This is a genomic window from Cytophagaceae bacterium (genome assembly GCA_016722655.1).
In the GTDB taxonomy this organism is placed as follows: domain Bacteria; phylum Bacteroidota; class Bacteroidia; order Cytophagales; family Spirosomataceae; genus Leadbetterella.
Genome location: JADKIR010000004.1, coordinates 719,191 through 744,831 on the forward strand (window position 1 = coordinate 719,191; position 25,641 = coordinate 744,831).

At 37.4% G+C, this 25,641-nt stretch carries 19 protein-coding genes; 10 read left to right on the forward strand and 9 right to left on the reverse strand.

Annotation, left to right across the window (positions count from 1 at the left end; genetic code table 11):
- Positions 1–12: 12 nt before the first annotated feature.
- From IPP61_03715 to IPP61_03730, 4 genes are all read left to right on the forward strand, one after another.
- Positions 13–882, forward strand: a complete 870-nt coding sequence (locus IPP61_03715; GenBank protein ID MBL0324281.1) for an esterase family protein — start codon at positions 13–15, stop codon at positions 880–882.
- 142 nt (positions 883–1,024) lie between these two features.
- On the forward strand, positions 1,025–2,638 hold the full coding sequence (locus IPP61_03720; GenBank protein ID MBL0324282.1) for a sodium/sugar symporter: 1,614 nt from the start codon (positions 1,025–1,027) through the stop codon (positions 2,636–2,638).
- A gap of 46 nt (positions 2,639–2,684) precedes the next feature.
- The gene (locus tag IPP61_03725; GenBank protein MBL0324283.1) at positions 2,685–4,310 is read left to right on the forward strand and encodes a sulfatase; all 1,626 of its coding nucleotides are present in this window, start codon (positions 2,685–2,687) and stop codon (positions 4,308–4,310) included.
- Positions 4,311–4,731: 421 nt separating this feature from the next.
- Positions 4,732–5,085: a DoxX family protein gene (locus tag IPP61_03730; protein ID MBL0324284.1), complete on the forward strand. Its 354-nt coding sequence runs from the start codon at positions 4,732–4,734 to the stop codon at positions 5,083–5,085.
- A gap of 44 nt (positions 5,086–5,129) precedes the next feature.
- On the opposite strand, the gene IPP61_03735 is transcribed toward IPP61_03730, so the two are convergent.
- Positions 5,130–6,224 (reverse strand): creatininase family protein, encoded by a 1,095-nt coding sequence (locus IPP61_03735; GenBank protein ID MBL0324285.1) that lies wholly within the window; start codon positions 6,222–6,224, stop codon positions 5,130–5,132.
- Positions 6,225–6,395: 171 nt separating this feature from the next.
- Positions 6,396–7,535, reverse strand: a complete 1,140-nt coding sequence (locus tag IPP61_03740; protein ID MBL0324286.1) for an aminotransferase class I/II-fold pyridoxal phosphate-dependent enzyme — start codon at positions 7,533–7,535, stop codon at positions 6,396–6,398.
- A 177-nt stretch (positions 7,536–7,712) separates the two neighbouring features.
- On the opposite strand from IPP61_03740, the gene IPP61_03745 reads away from it, so the two are divergent.
- Positions 7,713–9,071: a Gfo/Idh/MocA family oxidoreductase gene (locus tag IPP61_03745; protein MBL0324287.1), complete on the forward strand. Its 1,359-nt coding sequence runs from the start codon at positions 7,713–7,715 to the stop codon at positions 9,069–9,071.
- A gap of 77 nt (positions 9,072–9,148) precedes the next feature.
- Here the strand turns inward: IPP61_03745 and IPP61_03750 are convergent, their stop codons facing one another.
- The gene (locus IPP61_03750) at positions 9,149–10,240 is read right to left on the reverse strand and encodes a Gfo/Idh/MocA family oxidoreductase (GenBank protein ID MBL0324288.1); all 1,092 of its coding nucleotides are present in this window, start codon (positions 10,238–10,240) and stop codon (positions 9,149–9,151) included.
- A 275-nt stretch (positions 10,241–10,515) separates the two neighbouring features.
- Between IPP61_03750 and IPP61_03755 the strand changes: the two genes are divergently transcribed.
- The 3 genes from IPP61_03755 to IPP61_03765 all read left to right on the forward strand — a co-directional run bounded on the left by IPP61_03755 (position 10,516) and on the right by IPP61_03765 (position 15,778).
- Positions 10,516–11,751: a DEAD/DEAH box helicase gene (locus IPP61_03755; protein ID MBL0324289.1), complete on the forward strand. Its 1,236-nt coding sequence runs from the start codon at positions 10,516–10,518 to the stop codon at positions 11,749–11,751.
- A 279-nt stretch (positions 11,752–12,030) separates the two neighbouring features.
- Complete coding sequence (locus tag IPP61_03760; GenBank protein MBL0324290.1) at positions 12,031–13,071, forward strand: PA0069 family radical SAM protein; 1,041 nt, start codon at positions 12,031–12,033, stop codon at positions 13,069–13,071.
- Positions 13,072–13,222: 151 nt separating this feature from the next.
- Positions 13,223–15,778, forward strand: a complete 2,556-nt coding sequence (locus IPP61_03765) for a phosphoenolpyruvate carboxylase (GenBank protein MBL0324291.1) — start codon at positions 13,223–13,225, stop codon at positions 15,776–15,778.
- 45 nt (positions 15,779–15,823) lie between these two features.
- On the opposite strand, the gene IPP61_03770 is transcribed toward IPP61_03765, so the two are convergent.
- Positions 15,824–16,312 carry a dihydrofolate reductase gene (locus IPP61_03770; GenBank protein MBL0324292.1) on the reverse strand — a complete coding sequence of 163 codons (489 nt, stop codon included), beginning with the start codon at positions 16,310–16,312 and terminating at the stop codon, positions 15,824–15,826.
- Positions 16,313–16,409: 97 nt separating this feature from the next.
- Here IPP61_03770 and IPP61_03775 point away from each other — a divergent pair, with 97 nt between their 5' ends.
- Positions 16,410–17,111: an SDR family oxidoreductase gene (locus IPP61_03775; protein MBL0324293.1), complete on the forward strand. Its 702-nt coding sequence runs from the start codon at positions 16,410–16,412 to the stop codon at positions 17,109–17,111.
- Positions 17,112–17,270: 159 nt separating this feature from the next.
- Here IPP61_03775 and IPP61_03780 read toward each other — a convergent pair whose 3' ends face one another.
- From IPP61_03780 to IPP61_03795, 4 genes are all read right to left on the reverse strand, one after another.
- Complete coding sequence (locus tag IPP61_03780; protein ID MBL0324294.1) at positions 17,271–18,269, reverse strand: hypothetical protein; 999 nt, start codon at positions 18,267–18,269, stop codon at positions 17,271–17,273.
- 312 nt (positions 18,270–18,581) lie between these two features.
- Positions 18,582–20,039 (reverse strand): hypothetical protein, encoded by a 1,458-nt coding sequence (locus IPP61_03785; GenBank protein MBL0324295.1) that lies wholly within the window; start codon positions 20,037–20,039, stop codon positions 18,582–18,584.
- 92 nt (positions 20,040–20,131) lie between these two features.
- Entirely contained in the window at positions 20,132–21,337 is a 1,206-nt protein-coding gene (locus tag IPP61_03790; protein MBL0324296.1) for a DUF2130 domain-containing protein, read from the reverse strand.
- Positions 21,338–21,620: 283 nt separating this feature from the next.
- A complete protein-coding gene (locus IPP61_03795) occupies positions 21,621–23,516 on the reverse strand; it encodes a mucoidy inhibitor MuiA family protein (protein ID MBL0324297.1) in 1,896 nt (631 codons plus the stop codon).
- A 176-nt stretch (positions 23,517–23,692) separates the two neighbouring features.
- On the opposite strand from IPP61_03795, the gene IPP61_03800 reads away from it, so the two are divergent.
- Complete coding sequence (locus IPP61_03800; protein ID MBL0324298.1) at positions 23,693–24,337, forward strand: hypothetical protein; 645 nt, start codon at positions 23,693–23,695, stop codon at positions 24,335–24,337.
- Positions 24,338–24,363: 26 nt separating this feature from the next.
- Here IPP61_03800 and IPP61_03805 read toward each other — a convergent pair whose 3' ends face one another.
- The gene (locus IPP61_03805; GenBank protein MBL0324299.1) at positions 24,364–25,578 is read right to left on the reverse strand and encodes a hypothetical protein; all 1,215 of its coding nucleotides are present in this window, start codon (positions 25,576–25,578) and stop codon (positions 24,364–24,366) included.
- Positions 25,579–25,641: the final 63 nt, after the last annotated feature.

Genomic DNA, 25,641 nt, shown 5'->3' on the forward strand with positions numbered 1-25,641 from the left:
CCTTAATATATTATGAAAAAACTCATCTATTTAATCCTTATTTTATTTGCATTTTCCGCAAAAGCTGCAACTGTTGATACCCTTGATGTGCCGAGTGCTGTCATGAAAAAAGCCTACAAAGCGGCAGTTGTTTTACCTCTTTCATACACAAAAAATCAGGCATCATATCCTGTGCTATATTTACTCCATGGTGGTGGAGGTCATTTTCGCGATTGGCTTACCTCCACACCCGATAAAAACCTTGTAAAAAACCTGGCAGATCAATACAATCTTATCATTGTAATGCCCGAAGGTGAAACTTTTGGTTGGTACATGGATAGCCCTTTCGACCCAAATAATAAGTTTGAAACATACATCACAAAAGAGGTTATTCAGAAAATCGATGCAACTTATCGTACGGTTAAGAGTAACAAGGGGCGTGTAATCACCGGACTGTCGATGGGTGGTCATGGAGCCATGTATCTATCTGCACGACATCCTGAGCTTTTTGCTGCTGCCGGAACCATGAGTGGAGCCATGGATTTGAACTACACTAAATTTAACATCAATCCTGATTTTGCAAAAACACTAAAGGACCTTTTCGAAAAGCTTTTGGGCACTTCTGATGTTTCAAATGAAGTTTATGTAAAAAATTCAGTAGTCAATATGGTTGATGCCATAAAGAAAAATGCGATGCCCATTACCATAGATTGTGGAGTAGATGATTTTCTGATTGGAGGTAACAGGGAGCTGCACAACAGACTTCTTTATGCAGGAGTTGCTCATGATTATACAGAACGACCCGGAGCCCATACCTGGCCTTATTGGGAAAATTCATTGCCATTCCATGTGCTATTTTTTCATAATGTATTGAAAAAGAACGGAGTGGCGTTAAGTGAATGAAGTTTAAGCAAGTTTTCACTAATATCATTTCGGCTATTTCTAGGATTATTTGATTAAAATATTGCATTTTTAAATGATATTGTTTTGATTTGATTAGCCTTTTACTGTAATGCAATAGAATAAACCCTAATTGATTGATAAAATGAATAGTCGTCTGTCGTTCCCCGACTACCTGGTTTTTATTGTGTATTTTATAATAGTGTCGGCCTATGGATACTATATTTTTCACAAGAAAAAATCCAAAGTAAGTGACTCCAAAGACTTCTTTTTGGCCGAAGGCTCTCTCACTTGGTGGGCGATTGGTGCTTCCTTGATTGCCTCCAATATCTCGGCTGAGCATTTTATTGGCATGTCGGGTTCAGGCTTTGCAATGGGTCTGGCGATTTCTTCTTATGAATGGTTGTCTGCAGTTACTCTCATTATTGTTGCCATATTTTTCATTCCGATTTATTTGAAAAACAAGATTTACACCATGCCGCAGTTTCTGGCTCAGCGGTACAATGGCACAGTAGCGACAATTATGGCGGTATTTTGGCTTTTGCTGTATGTATTTGTTAACCTTACCTCCATATTATATTTGGGGGCTTTGGCGGTGGAGAGTATTTCAGGTGTCGCATTTGAATATTGTATGTTTGGGCTAGCTATTTTTGCCATTTTCATAACTCTTGGTGGCATGAAAGTGATTGGCTATACTGATATTATCCAAGTGGTGGTTTTAATTCTAGGTGGTTTGGTGGTGACATATCTGGCTCTGGATATGGTTTCAGAAAAATTCAATGGAAGTGGCGTATTAAGTGCATTACCTATACTTAAAAGGGAATCAAATGACCATTTTCACATGATTTTCTCTGAAGGCCATAAATACTATTATGAATTACCCGGTCTTGCAGTGCTTTTTGGTGGAATGTGGATCAATAACCTCAACTATTGGGGTTGTAATCAATACATTGTTCAGCGGGCCTTAGGGGCAGACCTGAAAACAGCTCGAAACGGAATATTATTTGCTGCAGCACTGAAATTATTGATACCCTTAATCTGTGCTGTCCCGGGAATTGCGGTTTATGTTTTGTACCAAAACGGTTTTTTTCAGCACGAAATGGTTGACGCTGCCGGAATCGTGAAACCTGACAGAGCTTACCCTACGTTAATGAATCTGTTGCCTCAAGGTTTGAAAGGTCTTTCTTTTGCAGCACTTACTGCGGCAATTGTGGCTTCATTGGCCGGGAAATGTAACTCCATTGCCACGATTTTTAGTCTCGACATTTATCAGAAATTTTTCGATAAAAAAGCATCAGAAAAAAAACTGGTCAGAGTAGGTCGATGGTCTATCCTTGGAGCATTTGCAATTGCATTGATAATTACTCCGCAATTAAAACAGTTGGAACAGGCCTATCAGTTTGTTCAGGAATATTCCAATTACCTCACTCCGGGGGCTTTTGCTTTGTTTTTCCTGGGTTTATTCTGGAAAAGAACCACCACCTTGTCGGCAGTAGTAGCTGCAACACTTTCCATTCCATTGGCGGTGGCTTTCAAAATTGTTCCAGAAGTTCCCATGCCATTTTTACACCGCACCGGTTGGGTTTTTCTGATTCTTACCGTGTTGATGATAGTAATTTCTCTTTTGGACAAAAACAGTAAAAACAACCCCAAAGGACTCGATATTGATTCGAAATGGTTTAAGGTCACTTCATCTTTTGCAATTCTTTCAATTTTAGTTTCCGGAATTGTTGTGGCTCTTTATACCGTTTTTTGGTGATAAATATTTGAATAAAATTCCATATTTTTATAAAAATTCTGTCTCAATGCGAAAAAAAATAGCCTTTTCTTTGATTTTATTGATTCCTGTTATCGGATTCATAGCATTTAAATCAGGGAAGAAAAAGCGACCCAACATCGTTTTTATTATGTCTGATGACCATGCTTATCAGGCTATTTCGGCTTATGATACCAGGCTGATGCAGACCCCCAACATTGACAGAATCGCAAAAGAGGGAATGCTTTTTACCAATGCCTGTGTTACCAATTCAATCTGTGCTCCATCAAGGGCAGTGATTTTAACCGGAAAACACAGCCATATCAATGGAAAAATCGACAACTATTTTCCATTTGATACCACAAACATGACATTTCCTCAATTACTCCAACAAAGTGGTTATCAGACGGCTATGTTTGGAAAATTGCATTTTGGCAATAATCCAAAAGGTTTTGATGAATTTCAAATTCTACCTGACCAGGGCAACTATTATAACCCTGATATCATTACAAAAAAAGAAGGCACTAAAAAGTTGACCGGCTATGTGACAGACCTCATTACGGACCTGACTCTGAACTGGTTAAAAAATGAGAGAGACGATGACAAGCCTTTCTTTCTGGCCTATTTGCATAAGGCACCACACCGCGAGTGGTTACCCGCTGAGAGGCATTATAAAGAATATATTAACAAGACTTTTCCGGAGCCGGAAACACTTTTTGATAACTATGAAGGTCGTGGAAGGGCTGCACATGAACAAGAAATGAATCTGTTAACCCATATGAACTGGGCAGGAGATTCAAAGATTTTTCCTGAAAATATGGATAAATTGGGTATCAAAGAATCTCACAACTATGATAAACGCCTATATAACATGACCGTAGAACGAATGAATTCTGAGCAGAGGAAAGTTTGGGATGAAACTTATGGCAAAATGAATCAGGAATTTATCAAAAAATATCCCCAAATGGCCGATGTTGATAAAATGAAATGGCGTTATCAGAGATACATGCAGGATTATCTGGGATGTATTGCTTCTGTTGATGAGGGAGTAGGTAAAGTCCTGGATTTTTTGAGAGAAAGCGGTCTGGACGAAAATACTATTGTGATTTATACCTCAGATCAGGGTTTTTATCTGGGAGAGCACGGATGGTTTGATAAACGTTTCATTTTTGATCAGTCATTTAAAACACCACTTTTGGTAAAATGGCCGGGTGTAATTAAGCCAGGATCCAAAAACACGCAAATGGTACAAAATCTGGATTATGCTCAGACATTTTTAGAAGCTGCCGGTATCAAACCTCCTGCTGATATGCAGGGTGAAAGTTTAATTCCAATTTTCAAAGGGAAGGGCAGGAATTTCCGTGATGCAGCATATTATCATTATTATGAATACCCAAGTGTACACATGGTGAAGCGGCACTATGCAGTGGTGACTGAGAAATATAAACTGGTGCATTTTTACTACGACGTGGACGAATGGGAGCTTTATGATAGAAAAAATGATCCTAACGAAATGAAGAACGTTTACAATGACCCAAAATACAAATCAGTAAAAGCAGAATTGCATAAAAAACTGGCCGATTTGAGAATAAAATATAAAGATTCTGAAACCCTTGATAAAATGTATATCAACAAATATGATGAATTATTGAAAAAAGGTCAGATTTTTAGATAATTGATTACGCCCCTAGAGGATTATGTTAAAATAGTCAAAATTTAAAATAAACTTATTCCATTAATTCTTGATCTTCTCACATCAAGATAGGTACTTGTAAATTTATTTTTCACAATTTCATTAGCCTTTTATGGCACTAATAATTATTTGAAAAAATGAGGAATTGATTCAAATGTTAGAATTTTGAAATTATTTTAAATGAAAATTGACAAAAAATAATTTACCATAATACTTCATTTCACATACAATTGAAGGCTATTTTTTGCTAAAATCGAAATAATATTTTCCAAAAAATAAAAAATAAGAAGAAAATTCTTTTGCATTTTTTTGTTATTTACCAATAAAAAATATTAATTTTCGCAGAATTCTTTTTAACCCTAACCTAAAACCTTAAATTATTATGGAACAAATCATCGGTCCGTTGACCAAAATTGGTCGTTTTCTACTGGCCATTCCAATGGCTGTTTTCGGAGTTTTACACTTTATGGCTGCGGACAACATGGCTCCAATGGTTCCAATTCCCGGAGGAGTGATTTGGGTGTATGTTACCGGTGTTGCTTTGATTGCTGCTGCGGTGAGTATTATCATGCAAAAGAAAGCCCGGTTGGCCTCTACCTTATTAGCAATTTTGCTTTTGATCTTTGTTTTCGCAGTTCATCTGCCAGGCGTAATGGCGGGTGGTGAAGGAGCACAAATGTCAATGATGTCCTTGCTGAAAGATGTTGCAATTGCAGGTGGTGCTTTGGTTTATGCAGGTACTCAACCCATTGAATAAAAGACTTTTTACCCCTAAACCCTAAAAAACCCATCGTCCCGGAATTAATTTTTCGGGGCGATTTTTTTTAACCAAACAACCTCTCCGCGATTTCTGGCCCAGATTTTATTCACTTCTCCTGAATCGTCTCTGATAAAAAGTACATCGAGGTACATAGAAGAAAAGTAATCTTTGTCATCCCGAAAAAGCGGGAAGAAATTTCTCAGATCCCGGCCATTTAAAATGTATTCCAGTCGATTTTCCTGCTGGCTGATTACCAGCTCCAGACCACTTTTCTCATTTTTATAAATTCCTTCATATTCAGCATATTCTGTTTTTCTATCCACCATTTTTGGCAACTCAATCTGAGCCATCATGTCAATTTCGTTGATCAGTTCGTTGGCAAATGCTTCCATATTTTTCATACCTTTTTCCGCACTTCCTAAAGCTGCGTAACCATTAATGCCACTCTGATTAAGATTGCCGTTCTCAACGGGTATCGGGGTCATAGCTCCCATTTTCCCCTTCATTGAGGAATCATTTACTGCAACTTTCATATTGACAAGGTCCGGTCTTACACTCAGTACATTCGAAGTTTCGATTTCATCGGCATGACCACTATATGATTTAGTACGAAACTGGGCCTCAGCTTTTTCAAATGCCGGCTTATCATAACGACTAAAAACCATCAAAATGCCTTCTTCGGCTAGCGTTTTTGATGCTATATAAAGGGTTGGAGAGGTACTTACGCCAATGTTGATGACATAAAACTTCTTTGGCCCATACGCTGCCAGGCTCCTGACCACCTGAATAACAGTCTCTGCTGCTGTATAAAAAGTGGTGCTTGTAGAGCCGGGGTATTTAAGAAATGCCGGATAAAAACCGTAATTCACTGTGGGAGCAATGACTACATTTCGTTTTTCCGAAATTCTCTTTGTCAGGGCTGTTGCCTGCAAAAAGTCCGTGGAAAGCGGCAAATGAGGTCCATGCTCTTTGGAGCCTGCTCCAAGCGGAATCACGACAATGTTCTTTTCATTTAATACCTCTCTGGCGGTAGTCCAGCTGATATCCTCCAGAAAAATTGCTTTTTGTTCAGGAGTTCTTTTTTGTGAAAAAGCAGAATACCCGATTAAACAAAAAAATAAAAAACACTTGCTCATTGCGACTTATTTTACTGTATTACAATATGTTATAAAAACACTTAAATCCAACATCTGCCATGACTTAACCCTTCTCAGTGCAAACCATGACTTTATTATTTTGAACCCAAAAAATCCACTTACCAAATACTCTCTTTCCACCTTTCCAACTATAATACTATTACCTCATTATCAAATTGCCTTCTCAAAACTTTCTACCAACTCATCCATCTCAAGGTTAAGGATTGACTCATTTGTCAATAGATTTATGGTTTTTTCATTTCTGGGTGTTAGCAGGATATTTTTTTTCAAAAGTTTTTGGGCAAAATTCTCAGCAGAGGTTCCTGAAATTTCAATCTGAGAAATATTAGTACCGTTTTCAATTCTTTTTACTTTAAAACGCTCTTTTTCTGATAGTCTCTTTAAAAAGGCCTCGCTTTTTTTAACCGATTTTGCATATCTTTCTTCAAATCCATCAAAATAATGCAAAGCTACAGCAGCAAACGGCCAGGACTGATGCAAGCCCGAGCCAAACATTCTCCTGACATGAAAAAGCGGTTCGATCAGTGATTTTTCACCTGCGAGTATTGCCCCTGAAGCGGCATTGAAATATTTGTAAAGTGAAACGTACACCGTATCAAAAAGTGAAGAATATTCTTTCACACCGATGCCCGAGTAGGCCGAGGCCAGGTATATTCTCGCTCCATCCAGATGGGTTTTTATTCCATTTTCATGTGCAAATGCAGTAATTTTTCTCATTTCGGCAAAATCAAAAACCTGACCGGTCTTACGCCTGACCGGTGATTCTATCGAAATAGCCCCAATTTGGGTTGCCACTCTACCTGATTTTGTTCTATCAAGCGTTTCCTGCACTTCTTTTAGTGAAAAAGTGGCATTTGTTCCGCCAAGTGGAATAAGGTTGATATTGCTCAGTGTCTGAACCGCATCGCCGGAATCATTGTAGATATGGCTTTCCAATTGCACCAGGGCTTTTTGTTTGGTACCACAAAGCGTCCTGATGGCTACCTGGTTGGCAAGGGTTCCGGTAGGCATAAAGATGGCTGACTCTTTGCCCAGGGCCCGGGCAAATTTCTCTTCCAACTCAGCAACTACTCCTTTTTGAGAATAATAATCATCTTTTATGCCTTTCTTTTCAATGATGTCGAGCAAAAGCTGGGTATAATGCAGCGGAGAAAGATTCAAACCATCAGAATTGAAATTGACTGGTGGAGCACCATTTGTTGATTTCCCTTTTGCAAAATTATTTCCCGAAAATATCATCGGACTAATGGCCGACATTTTCAGGAAACCCCTTCTGTCCAATTCATTCATAAGTTTCCATTTTTTCCACAATTTACTAAATTCATGAATGCCCAAAAGGAATTTTGATTACAATTTCAGTGGAATAAAGTATTTCGGTTTAAGTTTTAAGAATACCTTAATAATTAAATTTTTTTATTAATAGATAAAATGTTTAGCTTTGATTTATCAACCTAATAAAATTTCAAAATGAAAAGAAGAGACTTTATCAGCAGCATCGGAACGGTGGCGGCTTTTTCGGGAGTGAGTAATGCTGCTCCTTTTAATATTATCAAAAGCCTGAAAAACAGCCCAAATGATACCATCAGAATCGCAACCATCGGGATGGGAATACAGGGTCATTATGATACAAAAGCAGCACTTAAAAATCCCGGCGTAGAGTTTGTGGCTGCGGCTGATCTTTACACAGGCAGGCTTGAAAGAGTTAAAGCTGATTTTGGTCAAAATATTTTCACAACCCGTGATTACAGGGAAATATTAAACCGGAAAGATATCGATGCGGTTTTGATTGCTACTCCCGACCACTGGCATGACAAAATTACGATTGATGCCCTCAATGCAGGAAAGCATGTATATTGCGAAAAACCTATGGTTCAGGCCATCAATGAAGGTCACCCCGTAATCAATGCCTGGAAAAAATCGGGTAAAACTATGCAGGTCGGTAGCCAGAGGATTTCAGGAAGTGTTTTTCAGGAAGCAAAAAAACTGATTGCGGCCGGTGAAATAGGCCAGGTAAACTATGTGGAATCCAACAATGACCGTTTCAGTGCAATCGGAGCCTGGAATTATAGCATTCCTACCGATGCCTCGCCGGAAACAGTCGATTGGGATACTTTTTTGAAAGATACGGCCAAAATGCCTTTTGATGCCAACAGGTTTTTCCGATGGAGAAATTACAAAAATTATGGTACGGGTGTGGCAGGCGACCTATTTGTACATCTGATAACTGGTGTGCATTATGTGATGGACTCCAAAGGCCCCAACCGCATTTATGCTTCAGGGGGGTTAAGATACTGGAAAGAAGGCCGCGATGTGCCTGACGTGATGGTGGCTATTTTGGATTATCCCAAATCAGGCAACCTGGATCCCTTCCAGATGGTGCTAAGAGTAAACTTTGCCAATGCCGGAGCCATCAACAACAATACCCGCATCATCGGTTCAGAGGGGCAGATAGATTTTGGCTGGGATGGTCTTACACTTACCAAAAAGAAATTGCCTAAAGCTCCGGGCTATGGCAATTACGACAGCTATTTCACTTTTTCAGAACCTCAGCAAAAAGATTTTGAAAAATGGTATAATGAAAAATACTCAGAAGCAGACAGAAAAGGAGAACCGGTAAAAGAAATAAAAATCAAAGGCAAAGAAGGGGAAGACGAGCATGCCAATCACTTTGGTAATTTCTTTGAAAATATCAGAAAAGGTAGTCAGGAAACTATCGAAGACCCGATTTTCGGTTTCCGTGCTGCAGCACCGGTGCTGGCTTGCAATGATTCTTATTTCCAGAAAAAACCTATCAGCTGGGATCCTGTGGCGATGAAGTTGGTTTAAAAAAACAGAATAAAATTTCACTCAAAAAAGCAAAATGGATATAATTCATTTTGCTTTTTTGTAATACCGAAACTAAATTATTTTAAGAACACCGTTTTCCCTGTTTTTGAAGACTTTACAGCTGCATCGAGTATTTCCATCGCTATCATATTGACTTTCAGAGAGCCTAAATCATTTTCAGGATTTATATTACCTCTCACCACTGCGGCAAAATAACTAAAAGCATCATTTCTGGGATTCAACAAAGGTTTTGGTACAATAACCTCCTCTTTTGAAGCATTTCTTTCACCTGACCTCACCCGCATTTGTGGCTCACGATTGGCAAATATGTAACCTTTTTGACCATATATTTCAGTATCTTTTCTGTCAAAAGGCCAGTTCCATGAAGCCTGAAAAATTCCCTGAGCTTTTGGGTATTGGACCAAAATAGTGGCCTCATCGTCAACATTCGGATAAATTTTGGGTTTGTTGGTCTGGGCAATAGCCGAAACAGAAACCGGCCTTTCGCCTTTCATCAGCCAGGTCATGAGGTCGGCTCCATAGCATCCAAAATCCATGATGGCACCTCCTCCATTTTTTACGGGGTCGGTAAGCCAGTTCAAAAAAGTTTCTGAACAGCCGATTTCTTTTGGTCCACCGTGCCCATCCATTATTACTACCTTTCTGATTTCTCCAATTTTATCCTTAGTATTTATTAATTCAAAAGCCTCATGGTGGCTTGCATACCAGGTGGTTTCGTAGTTGGTTATGAGTGAAATCCCGTATTTTTTTGCAAGTGCTTCCATTTCTTTTGCGGCTTTCAGGTTTACAGCCAGAGGTTTTTCCACCATTACATGTATTTTTTGGGGAGCACATTTCTGAACTGTTTCCAGATGCTCAATCGTGCTTCTGAAATCACAAACTGCTTCTGGTCTGGCCTTTTCAATCATTTCTTCCAGAGAAGCAAACCACAGATTTTCAGGCAAATTTGCTCTTTTTAGGTAAGACAAGGCCAACTCTTTATTGGGTTCGGCAAAACCAACCAATTCCATTCCTTCATGCTGCGGAGCATTCAGAATTTGCCAAACATGATCATGGGTCATACCCACAATACCCATTCTGACCGGCTTTTGTGAATAAACCGAAAATGCATTGATCAGGATATAAATCAGAAGAAATAGTTTTTTCATTTTTTAAAAAGGCTGAATATAAATATTTTAGTAATTGAATCTAAAGTTACACAAAAATCATTTTTGAGAAATTATAAACTACCATACTTTTGAAAATTAACACAACAATGCCAATATATTCAACGATATCGTTTTTGAAAGACCAAATGAGCTATTTTTTGGGATAAAATTTGAATTACATTAAAATGAGACAATACTTATAAATGAATTTATTCTATCTAATAATGCATTTTTTAGCTTATTTTTGTACTTTATATATACAAAGTTCCAAATAATTGCAATTCAACGAACTCAACATACACCCTGACCTTCTCGATGCCATCGAGGCCATGAATTTCAGACAAGCCTCCGCTATTCAGGAGCAAGCCATTCCGGTAATCATGGAAGGCAAGGACTTGCTGGCTTCGGCACAAACCGGTACTGGTAAAACTGCGGCATTTTTAATTCCGCTGCTTGACAGCATCGCCCGCGACAACAATCACCATATTTCGGTGTTGATACTGGTCCCAACCCGCGAGCTCGCCAAGCAAATCGACGAGCAAATCGAAGGGCTGGGATATTTTGTAGGAGCTAATAGTCTGGCAATATATGGAGGAGGAAAAGGTGAAAACTGGGATCAACAACGCAATGCCCTCACCGAAGGTGCCGATATCATTATAGCCACACCGGGAAGGTTGATGGCACACATGCAAAGTGGAAAGGTAAAATTTGACCACTTAAAATGTCTGGTACTCGACGAAGCCGACAAAATGCTGGATATGGGTTTTATGGATGATATACTATATGTAATCAAACATCTTCCTGCTAAACGTCAAAATCTGATGTTTTCGGCAACTATGCCCACTAAAATCAGGACATTTGCTCATAAAATCTTAAACAATGCGGTTGAAATTAACCTCGCTGTTTCAAAACCAGCAGAAGGAATTGACCAAAATTTCTATCTGGCTACTGACACGCAGAAAATTCCGCTTCTGGTGCACCTTCTGAAAGAAAAGAAAGATCAAACTGCCATCATATTTACTTCTCAAAAAGCAAAAATTAACCTGATAATCAGAGCATTGGGCAAAGAAAAACTCAAAGCTATGGGTGTCTCTTCTGATATTGAACAAGAGCAAAGAGAAGAGACTTTGAGAGGATTTAAAAATAAAAATTATAATATTCTGGTGGCAACCGATGTACTTTCTAGAGGAATTGACATCAACAATCTGAATTTGGTTGTCAACTTCGACGTACCTCGTGACCCGGAAGATTATATTCACCGAATAGGCCGTACCGCAAGAGCCGAGACCACCGGCGTTTCGATGACTTTTATCAATGAAGCCGACCAAAAAAAGGTGCTTTTTATTGAGCGTTTACTAGAAAAAGAAGTAGAAAAGCAAAATATCACTGAGGCCTTGGGACTTGGTAAAGCTCCTGAATTCAGAGCTACTTTGCGTTCAGGCTCGCCCAAACCACAAAATGGCGGAAAAAAGAGATTTTTCAAGAAAAAAAGCCCCAGGCCTAACTCATAAATATTTTTTACAGAAGATTTCTTAGTTTTATCTGCCGATTAAACTGTTCACATTGTGACACTTGGAGCCATTGAAGCAAAAAAACAAAAATCGAATCAATAGTAAATCCACTCAATCGTAAATCCCAAATCGTCAATGGTAAATTGATTCAATCGTAAATCCACTCAATCGTAATTCCCAAATCGTCAATCGCAAATCGTCAATCGCAAATCGTGTCAAACTTAGCAAACTTTTGTAGCTTTATTTTTTCCTGGAAAACCTTCAACCTATTTTTAAAAAATGAAAGGACAGGGAGCCATATCCAATGTAAAAAGCCGGTTTGATAAAACCGAAACCACCGCTTTTTGGGAAGAAGAATGGTTGGATGAAGAGCCCTCTAAACAAAAAACCATAATAAGGCCGGTTTACCCAAAAACCATTGTGAACCCAGTAAAAAGTCTTGATTTACCTTTTGTGTGGTCGCTAAACCCCTATCAGGGATGCGAACACGGTTGCAGTTATTGTTACGCTCGCCCAACCCACGAATACTGGTCGCTCAACTCAGGTATAGATTTTGAAAGACATATTCTTTACAAACCCAATGCCCCGGAACTGTTGGAAAAACATTTCCAGAAAAAAAATCTAAAAGTAAGCCCGATCTCAATTTCCGGGAATACAGATGCCTATCAGCCGATTGAAAAAGGCCTAAAAATAACCAGGAAACTATTGGAAGTATTTCTGAAATACAAACATCCGGTTACGATAATCACCAAAAATTCATTGATTTTAAGGGACTTAGATTTACTTATTGCTCTCAACCAAGAACGATTGATAGGCGTTGCAATTAGTATCACCACCCTGAATGAAGACCTCAGAAGAAGGCTGGAGCCCCGCACTTCAACCGCTGCTAATCGCCTGAAAACCATCAGGATATTGAATGAAAATAAGATTCCGGTATTTGGCATGATGGCTCCTCTGATACCGTCATTGAATAGCCATGAAATTTTTGATATGGCAAAGGCACTGCATGAAAATGGTGCCCTGGGGATGGGTTACAGCGTGGTAAGACTCAACGATGCAGTAGAGCCGATATTTATGCAATGGGCTAATAAACATTACCCCGACAGAGCCGAAAAATTATTAAACCAAATCAGGAGCCTGCATGAGGGAAATCTTGGAAGCAGAAAATTTAAAGAAAGAATGCGGGGAAGCGGGCATTTGGCTGACAGTATCAGACAAACCGCTCAACTGGCCAGAGGCAAATTTTTCCCGGATTTTAAATATCCTGAACTCAACACAAAAGTTTTTTGCCCGCCAGGACAATTGAATTTATTTAACTGACCTTAATCATATTTTACAAAATATCATTTTCCCAATATTTAATTTGGCTTATTTAACAATTTGATGGTTTTGTATTAAGTAAAATTTTGCTCAAGCTACTTTCATTTCTCATTTCTTATATTTGTCTTGGGAAATTGGAACCTGCAAAACCATGACAAAACAAAACCTGGAAACGCTTTTTACTCAGGAAGTTCACAATAAGTATTTGGTATTCAATACTTTGTTTTCGAGACTTCCTTATGACAAAATGACCAATATCGGTCAACTAATGCCTTTTTTGCATGACAATGCCGAACTGGGCTTTGAAGACGGCAAAACACCAAAGGAAATCATAGATGGCTTCTTTGAAAGATATACATCTATAAAAACTGAGAAGGAAAAAATCGATTTGCTTTTCAGATTTATCACTTATATCGAGCGTCAGGTTGTACTTTTTGATAGTGTGGAAGATTCCGCTTTTGAGAAGCTCCGACCCTTAAACAATCTTGGTTCAGTCCAGGCCATTGTTGCTTTGGCAAAACAAGAAGGTAAAATCGAAGAGGTAAAAGAAAAACTTCGGAATTTTAAGGTCAGGATGGTTTTTACGGCCCACCCTACCCAGTTTTATCCCAACAGTGTGCTTCGAATCATTCAGGATTTGGAAGAATGTATCAAAATCAATGATATCAATGCTATTGATTCACTTTTACAGCAGTTGGGAAAAACTCCATTTATCAATGAATTGCAACCAACTCCGGTAGAAGAAGCCCAGAGTATCATTTTCTTTCTGAGACATGTATATTACGATGCCCTGGGAATGCTTCATGATAAAATTTATGGTGACCTGATGGACAACGGTGAGAATTTCAAGCCAATCGTTGAACTGGGTTTCTGGCCGGGAGGTGATCGTGATGGGAATCCTTTCGTAACAGCTGAAATTACAAAAAAAGTGTCTCAAGAGCTCAGAACTAATATTTTGAAATGCTATTATAATCATTTCAAAGATATCAGACGAAGGTTTACATTTAAGGGTATAATCCCGATGCTGGAAAAAATCAATGCAAAGATTTATACCAATATGTTTGGTCTTAACAATGACCTTACGGCCGATGAGCTGCTCAACGATATGCTCTCCGTAAGAGAAAAAATGGTGACCAACCATAAGTCAATGTTTATTGATGAAATGGATCGTTTTATTCATCGAATCAAACTTTTCGGGCTACATTTTGCCAGTCTGGATATAAGACAGGATAGTAGTATCCACGAAAAAGTGATGGAGGCTGTGAATCAGAAATTTAAAATTTCAGAGAAAAATTATGCTGATTGGACTGAAGCCGAAAAAATCGATTTTCTAATTCATTCTGATATTACCATAAATGACGATGAATTTGAAGATCCACTCGTAAATGATACTTTCAAAACGATTAAAGCTGTAGCTGAAATTCAAGAAAAAAATGGTGAAAAAGCTTGTCATCGTTACATAATTTCCAATTCTACTTCAGCTTGTTCGGTTTTAGAAGTATTGGCAATGTTTAGGTTCTGTGGAATATCCGGAAAGGATTTAAATGTGGATATTGTTCCCCTTTTTGAGACAATAGAAGGCCTAGACAGTGCAAGTGATTCTATGGACAAACTCTATCGGATGCCACATTATGAGCAACATTTGCACCATCGTCTGCATTTCCAGACGATTATGCTTGGTTTTTCTGATGGCACCAAAGATGGAGGCTATATCAAAGCCAACTGGGAAATATATAAAGCGAAGGAAAAATTGACAGCCATTTCGGCACAGCATGGCGTTAATGTAATTTTCTTTGATGGTCGCGGGGGGCCACCTGCACGTGGGGGTGGAAAAACACATCAGTTTTATGCATCGCAAGGGCCTACCATCGCAAACAATGAGATTCAGATTACGATTCAGGGGCAAACCATCTCATCGATGTATGGTTCGGTGCCGCAAGCGGTTTTCAACTTTGAGCAATTACTCTCTGCGGGGGTTATCAACGATGTATTTACCGATAACAAATCTTTGCTGGATATTAACGAGAAAAAACTCATAGAAGAATTGGCGGAGTTAGGTGGAGAGAAGTATCTGGAACTTAAAAACCATCCGCTTTTTGTTTCATATCTAGAAAATAAAAGTCCGCTGAAATATTATGGAAAAACCAATATTGGTTCAAGACCAAGTAAAAGAAGCTCGGGGGCTAAGCTCAAACTTTCGGATTTGAGAGCCATACCCTTTGTAGGTTCATGGAGTCAGTTGAAGCAAAATGTACCGGGATTTTTTGGTTTCGGAACTGCCCTGCAAAAGAAAATAGACCAGGGAAAACTGCATGAGTTGAGATCACTTTTTGAAAATTCATTGTATTTCAAAACCTTGATGCAAAACTCCATGATGGCCCTTTCGAAGACGTACTTCCCATTGACTTCATACATGAAAAATGACCTTGTTTACGGGGAGTTTTGGAATATTCTATATGAGGAAAGTCAACGCAGTATTCAAAATATGCTATTGGTTTCTGACCAAAAAGAGCTAATGGAAACCGACCCAATAAGCATGTTATCAGTAAATTACAGGGAACACATTGTGTTGCCACTTTTAGCAATTCAACAATATGCACTGCAAAAATTAGAAGAGACTGAAGATGAATCGGAGAAAATGGTTTTTGAGAAAATGGTAACCCGTTCTTTATTCGGAAATATTAATGCAAGTCGTAATTCGGCGTAAGAAGCATTAAAACCATAAAAGCCTTCTGAGAAATCAGAGGGCTTTTTATTTTCTCGAAAACTCCATTACCTCAAAATCATACTCATTCTTTTCATTTTTCAGAAAAGTAGTTTTGGAAATAAGATTCCAGGAAAGGTATGGTTCATAATCAAAAAATGCGTCCGCATCAGGAGAAACTTCAACCATGGTAAGATATATTTTGTCGGCATATTTTCCGGCTAAACGATATATTTCTGCTCCTCCCAAAATAAATATTTCTTCATCGGTTTTTTCAAATAATTCTAAAGCTGACTCCAGGCTATTTACTATTTCTACAACTTCAATTTTTAAGTCTTTTTGTCTGGTAATTACGACATTTCTGCGGTTGGGAAGAGGTTTTCCAAGAGAATCAAAAGTTTTTCTGCCCATAATAACGGCATGGCCTGAGGTAATCCTTTTGAAGTTCTTTAGGTCTTCAGAAAGTCGCCAAAGTAATTTGTTATCTTTTCCAATCGCTTTATTTTTTGCCACCGCAACTATTATCGAAACCGTCATTTCAGAGTTTTTTTTTGCAAATATCATGGTTTTAAAGAATAAATGAGAAAATTGAATCAATTTCATCTGAAATTTGGTTTTAATAAAAAAGTGAATAATGAGTAAAACAGCAATAATAACCGGGGGATCGAAAGGAATTGGTCTCGGCGTAGCAGAAGCTATGCTAAAAGAGGGCATCAATGTAGTAATAACGGGACGAGATATAGAAGCATTGGGAAGGGCAGAAATCCAGCTTAATGCCCTTAGTCAGGGAAAAACTTTGGTGTTAGAAGCTGATGTCAGAAATATGGCAGATATGAAAAACGTAGTTGCCTCCACTCTGGAGAAATTTGGAGGAGTAGATTACCTTATTGCCAACGCCGGTGTTGGGCATTTTGCCAATATCATTGACCTGTCCGAAGAACAATGGAACGATACTATTGATATTAATCTAACCGGAGTTTTCAATAGCGTAAAGGCAACATTAGAAGCTTTGATTAAAAGTCAGGGATATGTCATCACCATTGCCAGCCTGGCTGGAACTAATTTCTTTGCCAATGGCTCGGCTTACAATGCCTCGAAATTTGGTTTGGTTGGCTTTTCACAGGCTATTATGCTCGACTTGAGAGACAAGGGCATAAAAGTGAGTACGATAATGCCGGGTTCGGTTGCAACTTTTTTCAACGGTCATGAACCCACCGGAAAAGACGACTGGAAGATTCAGCCGGAAGACATAGGCCAGATTGTAGTAGATCTGATCAAAATGCCGGCAAGAACATTGCCTTCAAAAGTAGAAGTGAGACCGTCGCAGACAAAATGATGGGTTTTCTTGTTTGTGTGGACACAAACATGGGTGGACACAAAACAAGGGCGGATAAATAGATCTTGTTTGTGGGGACACAAACAAGGGCGGACACAAACAAGGGCAGACACAAACAAGGCGGACACAAACAAATTAACTGAATCCTAAAACCATCAATTATTTACAATATTTTTCATAAAGTGTTTTGGCTTTTTTCTGTTCCAGGAAAATCAATTGCTCATAGTCTTTACAGGCTTCTTCCTTTTTCCTGAGAAATATATTAGCTGCGGCATGTTGGTAATAAGCATTGACATTCAAAGGGTTATAATCAATGGCCTTTTGATAATACCTTTCAGCTTGCCTGTAAGAGCCACGCTCAAACAACTCATTTCCATAATCATAATATGTAACTGAATATGCCAGAGAATCCACTCCAGCATCGGCTGGTTGCTCGGTATAACCCAAATTGAAATCGTATTCTACCTCAATATTAACTTTTTCTCCCCTAAACTCCCCTGGAATCCATTTCCCTTCGGTTTTTTTAACTGCGTCAATAAGTTTCTGATTATAACGATCATTTGAACTGGCCAAAACTTTGATACCTTTCAAAGCACCGGTTTTGGTGATCACAAAACGCACTACAAAACCCGCTTTTTTATATTCTGGAAAACCAAATTTCTCGAAAATAAAATTCATGGGCGTACGGTTTATATCATTGAAATGGGGTTCCAATTTGCCAAAAACTACTTTATAGACCTGTTCGCCTTTATTAGCAATGTATGATTCGGGTGAATAAGTGAGATCATGAAGGTTTTTTGGTTCAAATATTAGTTTTATCGCTTTGATTGGATCGTCTTCATTGGCTTGATCGAGTATCATTTGGGTTTCAGAAAGAGCCTTCAATTTTAAAACCATTTGCTTGAAAACCAACAAACTATCTTTGTATTTATAAGCATATTTTACTGCCCGATTTTCAGAAAATAGCCATAAGGAATCCTCGCTAATAATTTTTATATCAAATAAGGCGTTTTGAAAAGCTTCGTTATAAATTTTACTGCCATCTTTGGTAGTAATTTCGACTTTCTTCCAATAATTTTTCATTAATGGCGGCAAGCTGTTTTGAGCGAAAACATTTACAGAAAAGAAAAACAAAAATATATAAAGCAGGTTTTTCATCAGGATTTCAAAATTTGTTACCAAATAAAACTTTTTTCAGTAAAAAACCGCAGATTTAACAAATTATTATGATTTGATGCTTTTCATTTTTTGAAAGAAAAAAATTTATATAGGGATTGAACATTGTAAAAATGATTATAACCCCGAAGATATTTTCCACAGAGTTTGTAGCAATATATGATGCAACAGCTGACGAATAAGGCCACAATTAAGTGTTTACTGTTACTCAATAATATTAAAATACAATTGCTATAAAATTGAAAAGGCCACCCTCTCGGATAGCCCTTCCAGCTTTTTCATATAACCAGAATCCTATTTGGTACTATTTAAATATTTGACGGCATACGCCACCCAGTCGGCCTCAGCGTCAGGAATAGCCACATCGGGTTTGATTCCCACAAATTCGATAGGGTTGGCTGGCAGCCGGTGACTGTAACCCAATGGCAGGGCGAGTCTCCATCCAAAACAAGGTAGTCCCCAGTCACGCACTTCGGTGTAGTCGGCCAATCCTTTGGTGTTGGTACCCATTGTAATCACTTTTGAGCTCTGTTTTGACTCCAGAATAAGGCTTTCTGACGAACTCGCAGTGTTTTTGTTCATCAAAATGACTACTTTCTGCGGGTTGCCGGGGTTAGGTTTGAAATCAAACTTTTTGTCAGAAACCTGAACCAACTGACCCGGATTCCTTTGCATTTTACGGATCATATCGCGTAGCTTGGGATCGAGGTATTCGCCATACTGTGGAAAATCCTGGATGGCCTTCAACTCATGATTGAGCAAAATGAGGTTTTCCACTGATGATCTCACCGTAGAGCCTTTTCTGACAATCGGCCCATTGGCAATGAATGGAAAAACGGCGTCATAACAGGTTTCGTCACCACCGGGATTGTTTCTGAAATCAATAATAAGATTTTTACTGGAGCGTATTAATTCAGCGTTTTGATTGACCAATTCACGCACATAGGTGGGTGCATTGGGAATTGTAAATGGCGGAAGCACCAATAAAGTGTTGTTTTCGTCAATTTTTTCAATTCTGTAATCCGGCAATTTATGTATCAGGTCATCCTGCGAAGCTGTTTCTGTAGGAATTGGGCTGATTTTGTAAAATTTATAGATATTGTCCATTTTCAGGACATTTTTTACTTGTTTTGTAAAAGTGGCTTCAGTGGTAAAGTCGGCATAATAATAAGTTGTTTTATAACTATTTTCACTCACTTCTTCAAGCAAAAACTTATCCTTACCTGCTACCCAGAGATTATCACGTTTATTTAGCAAAAATCCGGTGTATTTTTTATCAGCAATTTTGATTACACCTATTCGATAAGCCTTGTCGTCGCTTTCCCATACTCCTTCTACCGGCGAAAGGCCCGAAAGGTTGGATTTTAGATAAGATTCAAACTTGGGTTCTGAAGTAAATTTTTGAACTCCCACTTTCGCAGCTCTTGCTTCCACCTCTTCCTTGGTTTCAGTTTCTGTAAACGAGGTTTGAGTATTAATAAACAAATGGCCGTCTTTGAAAAACTCCGTCCATTCTTTCAAAATATAATAACAAGTACGTGGGTCAGTTACGCCTTTAACTTTGGCACTTATTTTTTTATTCAATTCGTCAAATTTCACCTTAGTGGCCGGTGTAATTTTCATTGAATAAGCAGCATAATTGTCTTTGATTTTCTGAGAAATCTCTTCGTAGTTTTTATTACAATCGCAATCTCCTTGGCTATAAGATGCTGAATACGATGCAATTAGGAAAAATAAAATTAGTCTTTTCATTTAGTTTCGCACTGATGTTAATACCAATATACCAAGATTCGTGCCTAAAATGCATTGAGAATCTCAGAACCTTCGAAACTTACATGAAAAACTCACTCTTCGCCTTCAGGCAACTCAAGATATTGAATCGGTGCGATAGCATTTCCGGCGATGCCTTTGATACTACCATACATATCGATAGTATTGGTGATTACTTTTTCGATCTGTATCTCCCGCTCCTTCCATATTCTTTGCATTGAGCGTTTTTCTTTGTCCAACTCCACTTTTAGGTTACTGAATCCCTCCACTATGGCTTCAATCTGTTGTCTAAACTGATTGCTGGTCAAAAAATTGTACAGAATACTCATTTTGTCGGCTTTGTTATCGTTGACAGATCGGGCCATCTGGGTCCGAAGCAATATTTCTCTTAAAACAAAAACCAGACTTTTAACTTCATGAAATCCACAAACCCATACTCCTTCTTTCTCCCCAAACTTGTCCATGTCTTTCGGCATAACCTGAGTTACGAGAACGGCAATTTCGGCACCTGTTTCACGTTGGTCAGTTTTTAGTTTTTCAATCCAATCCCCTCCAAAAGCCTGTGTACGCTTGCTTTCAAAAATGATTTTGCCACAAATCTGCCCAAACTCGTTGATGACTGTCTGCACGGCATCGGCACCACGTTGCCCTTTTTTTATTTCTTCGATCAGATCATAAGGAAAAGCCTGTGCGAGCATACTTTCGAGAGCCAGCTCCTGCACTTCACCTTGCAACTGCATAGAGCCTTGCTCGGCCTTGCGTTTCATCTCATTGACGAGGTTCATCTGGGTCTCGAGCTTTTTCTCATATTCTTTTTTCACCATTTCAAACTCCTCGTCTTTCTTCTTTTTGGCGTTTTCTTCTATTTCTTTGGATCGTTCTATAAGTTGTTTTTCGAGCTGAATTTTCAACATATCCTGCTGATTTTTAAGCTCTTGTTCTTTCTTAAGAAGTTCGAGTTCTTTTTGCTGGCTCAACAAAATTTGTTTTTGTTTAGCTTCGTTATCTTCTTTAAGAGCTTGTAGTTGGGCTGCATTCTGGGATTCGGCACGTTTTTGGGCTTCAGATTGAGCTATTGCCCACATTTTTTTCTTTTCTTCCTGTTCAAAAATCCGTTTTTCCTCCGCCATTTGTTTTTTGAGCTCTTCCAATTTCAGGGCATTAGCTTTTTCCTGAGCTTCAAAGTTTTTTTTGAGCTCAATTTCCAGATGCTTTTGCATGGCTTCTCCTGCATCAAACTGATGACCGCAGTTGGGACAGGTAGTGAGGTTTGGTGACATAAGAAAAGAATTTTTTACAAAAATATTGAAAATTTGGTGGTGTTTGGGTGAAAAATTTGGCAATAGGATTGAAAGAAGGATATTGTTTTCAACAAAATTTTAATTTATTCCCTTAAATAGTCTCAATTATTGGAATGTATTTTTATTAAAATTAGGCAAATTGAGGCTTATTCATCCTCATTTATGAGATTTACAGAATTTAATCTAAATCAAAATACTTCAAGTTCAGATGAATTTTTACTAAGTATATTTGGTAAAGATGTGAATAAATTTAAATACCTATTTATTCTTCATTCCTAATCACATAACCTTTGGGGTATTTCACAGAATAGCTGAAAGTCAATTTCTTATCCGAAAGAGGTTTCAATGTTAAATCAAATTTAATTTTTCCATCTTTTTCATCGAAACCTCCTTCCGATAACTTTTTGGCGAAGACATCTATTTCCTTATTTCCAGAAATCGGAAACTGATCTATAACCAAAACTTTAACTTCCTGATTTTTAGAATTTTTTAAGGTGATTTCATATGTAAAATCATCCTGTCGGTTAGAACCAAATGTTTGTTTTTTGGAAAAAGTTTTTACATGTTTTCTTTCGATTTTTAAAGATGGATCCCGACCCATTGATATTGACAATGTATCGGAATTTTGGTTGAGTAGCTTAGTTTTCCCAACAAAAGTGCCTTCAAAATAAAGATTTACCTCACCTTCTATGAAATTAAATTTTTCATAATCCAAAATATTGGCTTTCAAAAAAACAGCTTCATCCACTTTTGGAACAGACACATACTGATAATCTACGGGAATACTTAATTCTTTCATATCCAATGTTTTATCTTTTCCGTCAGAAAGCAAAGTGACTTTCTCCTGAAAAGTAAAATCTACAGAAATAGGTTTCTCCTTTTCTTCAATTAGAGTTGTAATTTCCTCACTCTTAACTGACACTCCGGCAGCTTTCCCCGAAAATACTGAGACAGCTGCAACTGCATTATTTCTTTTTTGAGGGGCATAACCAACAACCACTACCTCATCTAAATGCTGAGAATCTTCTTTAAGTATTACATTAATAGGGTTATTTCCGGCAATTCGACTTTCAGAAATAAATCCAATAAAACTAAAAATAAGTTCGTTGGTCTTGCCAATTCTATCTGGTGGAATAGCCATTCTATAATTACCACTTTGGTCAGAAGCAACGCCGAAAGATGTCCCCTTCAATGAAATCGTAACACCCGGAATTCCAACCCCCTCTTTATCTTTTACTTTCCCCCAAACTTCTCCATCCTTTGCAACTGTTACAAGATTTTCAAAGTAGGTAGAATAATCGTTGGGTTGACCCCAATACCATGGAAGTATTTCGGGGGCTGTTGAGTTTTTCTGTGGAAGGCTGTTGCTTAGTGTCAATTTAACATCTTTCCAGTCTTCCCCTGAATACTGATATATTTTACTTTTATAGACAACTTTAAGCGGCTTATTTAGTTCGGTGGCAATAAAATCATAATTAGGCAGCCAGCCAGCATTCTTAACAAAGTATGAAATGATCACTTTGCTTTTAGGAAGGAAATTTTCACTTTTTATGGTAAAAATTATTTCTGAAAACTTATTTTCACCAGCCTGTTGAATCGCATTGATTTCCTTATTGTACTCTTTAATAACTTTATCCAGTGAGTCAATTGAAGTTTTTATCTGATATTGTTGATTTAATATTTTCTTCATTTTAGTCTCAAAGTAATCAAATGTTTTTATCAAATCTTCCGACTTCATACCTACACTAGCACCCCCAACCTTTTGATTTTCAAGCAATAACTTTTCCTGCCTTTCTAAAAGAGTCCTTTCAATTTCGAATTTTCTTTTTTGAAAAGTGATATTTTCTGACTTTTTACCTATTTCAATTATCTTATCATTCGATTCTTCATCGGAAAAAACACTTGATTGATGATTAAATCCAGTAACTAAAGCTTTCTCGTCAAAGGTTTTTATTCTAATGCTATTAATATCAATTTCGGGTGAAATACCTTTAATAACTAAATTATTTTCATCCTTTTTTAAATCGACAGTAACTTCCCTGGTTACCTGAGCACCGGAATTATAAATTGTAACTTCTTTTACAATAGAAGAAATTTTGGTTTGAGCTAGTGAAGCAAATGAAAGAAATAAAAAAGCAAAAAATGTGGTCTTTTTCATGATTGTAGAATTTAATGAGTGAAATTAATGATAAGATTTAATAGATTTATAAATACAAATAAATAATTGCTTAGGTTCTTACATAAGATTTATTTTTAAGATCAAAAATGTTTCTAAACCTGCTTGCGTTTTTAGAATAAATTCCCCCATATTTGCCTCCAAACCCAATTGAACCCATGAGAATTACCCTATTCATTTTTGCAACCATTACTCTTTTTGCTTGTTCTCAAAAAGACAATAAAAAAGAAATTCAATACGCCGGAATACAGGAAATGAGCATCGACAGCCTTGGTCTGGAGAAGATTTTTGCTGATTCTAGTCTTTCATCCATTTCACCAGCTGAAATGAATTTCCTTGCGGAAAAACTACCTGACACCAGTCTGTTTGCAGGATTAAATCTTAGTTACAGTAAAATCGACTCCCTTAAAAAAGTAGGTGGCTACGAAAATTATATTTCGAAACTCGACATTGGAATGATTAAAGACATCCGGGTTTTTAGAGTAAAAACTGACACCGTTTCGGCGGATAAAATCCTGACATTCTGGGGGATTGGCTACAATTCTTACGAAGCCTGCCCCTACTCCAACGCCAAAGTTATCCTGGTAACCATTAACGAAAAGGGTAAAAACACAGCCTGTCATCCTGTAGCATATTTTTACGACTGGGCCGATGCTCCTTTTTATGAAAACTATATTGCTACTGCCAAAATCTCTAAAGAGGGTCAATTGGAAATTGTGGAAGAGCATATCAGTGGCGGTGTTGATGATAATGACAAGGAATATGCTGATAATAAGACGAATACAATCATTATCAAACTTTGAAATATCAAAGTTTAATAGAGTATTTCTTAAAACTTAACAGAACAAAGAATTTGACTATAAATAGCAGGATATTTCAAAATTGCAATGGACTCATTTTGATCACCTGAATCACTTATTTTAAATGATGTCATATTGGCTCTTCCGGCAATTGACCATTTGTTGTTACCAAAACCAAATTCAGGTATTACTTTGATTAAAGTATAAAATTGGGTCTGAAAATTTGTGGTTTTTGAAATGGTACTCATAGCCAAATCACCCATTACGTAACCCGAACCAATGCCAAAGAAAGGATAAACCTCCAGATAAACGTTTGTTTTTCTTCTATAAAATACAGAAAACTGAATTTCTTTAGATTTAAATATATTGGAAGTTACCACTGGCTCAAACTTACTTAAGCTGGTATTTATTTCAGCCAAAATTTCACTGGTATTTTTACTTTTATCAGGTATAATGATTCCACTTATTCCAAATGTTGAAGCAAATTGCATTTGAGTCATTTGGTAACTGGTCTTTTCTTTGAAGTCATTTAAAATGAGTTTTGCTGAACCAAATGTGCTACCAAAATTAAGTCCAATTTTGAAACCGGCCTTTATGTCTTTTTTTAAATAATAATTTTGAGGAATATCCCCTATACACTGATTTAGTTCTTTAAAAGATTGAACCAAAGACTCTTTTTCAAACTTTATTTGCTCAAAATCAATTTGTTGGTCGCATTTTTTAAATAGCTGCCCTATTTGAGTTTGATAATGTTTTAAACTTACTTCATATAATCGCTCCCGCTTTTCTTTTAAATGGTGAATATTAATAAGTTCACGGGTAATTCCTGAGTCAGAATAAAAGAAATGATCTTTAAATTTTTTATCTGACAAATAGTATAAACTTTTTTCTCCACCAATTAAGACCCTCAATGCCAGCGTAGTATCTTTTTTGATGAAAGTCCTGGGTAAGGTTCTGATGCTGTTTTGAGAGTATGGTGTTTCATCTAAATCGACTTTTTCAACACGATAATGCAACTTACCTGTAATTCCAAAGCCTGAGAGCTCATTTATTTTATATTTCCTATCAACTGTAATTGAACTATTAAAGGAAACTTCCATTGGATTAATCCTCCATCTTTTTTTCTCAATCGTTCCTTTAATTGTATCAGTTTGATTTTTAAAAATTATGTATCCGGGTGCTAATTGTGTCTGTGCTAAGGATATTCTTACGATTAACAGCAGTGGTATTATAAAATATTTCATTTTAAAAATTATGCCCTTTATCTAAAATTTGGTATTTACTAAAATACTTTATAAAAATTTAGG

Bases quoted from the DNA above. Each gene is read 5' to 3' on its own strand.
- IPP61_03715 (MBL0324281.1), top strand. From the start codon at position 13: ATGAAAAAACTCATCTATTTAATCCTTATTTTATTTGCATTTTCCGCA.
- IPP61_03720 (MBL0324282.1), top strand. From the start codon at position 1,025: ATGAATAGTCGTCTGTCGTTCCCCGACTACCTGGTTTTTATTGTGTAT.
- IPP61_03725 (MBL0324283.1), top strand. From the start codon at position 2,685: ATGCGAAAAAAAATAGCCTTTTCTTTGATTTTATTGATTCCTGTTATC.
- IPP61_03735 (MBL0324285.1), bottom strand. From the start codon at position 6,224: ATGAGCAAGTGTTTTTTATTTTTTTGTTTAATCGGGTATTCTGCTTTT.
- IPP61_03740 (MBL0324286.1), bottom strand. From the start codon at position 7,535: ATGAATGAATTGGACAGAAGGGGTTTCCTGAAAATGTCGGCCATTAGT.
- IPP61_03745 (MBL0324287.1), top strand. From the start codon at position 7,713: ATGAAAAGAAGAGACTTTATCAGCAGCATCGGAACGGTGGCGGCTTTT.
- IPP61_03750 (MBL0324288.1), bottom strand. From the start codon at position 10,240: ATGAAAAAACTATTTCTTCTGATTTATATCCTGATCAATGCATTTTCG.
- IPP61_03760 (MBL0324290.1), top strand. From the start codon at position 12,031: ATGAAAGGACAGGGAGCCATATCCAATGTAAAAAGCCGGTTTGATAAA.
- IPP61_03765 (MBL0324291.1), top strand. From the start codon at position 13,223: ATGACAAAACAAAACCTGGAAACGCTTTTTACTCAGGAAGTTCACAAT.
- IPP61_03770 (MBL0324292.1), bottom strand. From the start codon at position 16,312: ATGACGGTTTCGATAATAGTTGCGGTGGCAAAAAATAAAGCGATTGGA.
- IPP61_03775 (MBL0324293.1), top strand. From the start codon at position 16,410: ATGAGTAAAACAGCAATAATAACCGGGGGATCGAAAGGAATTGGTCTC.
- IPP61_03780 (MBL0324294.1), bottom strand. From the start codon at position 18,269: ATGAAAAACCTGCTTTATATATTTTTGTTTTTCTTTTCTGTAAATGTT.
- IPP61_03785 (MBL0324295.1), bottom strand. From the start codon at position 20,039: ATGAAAAGACTAATTTTATTTTTCCTAATTGCATCGTATTCAGCATCT.
- IPP61_03790 (MBL0324296.1), bottom strand. From the start codon at position 21,337: ATGTCACCAAACCTCACTACCTGTCCCAACTGCGGTCATCAGTTTGAT.
- IPP61_03795 (MBL0324297.1), bottom strand. From the start codon at position 23,516: ATGAAAAAGACCACATTTTTTGCTTTTTTATTTCTTTCATTTGCTTCA.
- IPP61_03800 (MBL0324298.1), top strand. From the start codon at position 23,693: ATGAGAATTACCCTATTCATTTTTGCAACCATTACTCTTTTTGCTTGT.
- IPP61_03805 (MBL0324299.1), bottom strand. From the start codon at position 25,578: ATGAAATATTTTATAATACCACTGCTGTTAATCGTAAGAATATCCTTA.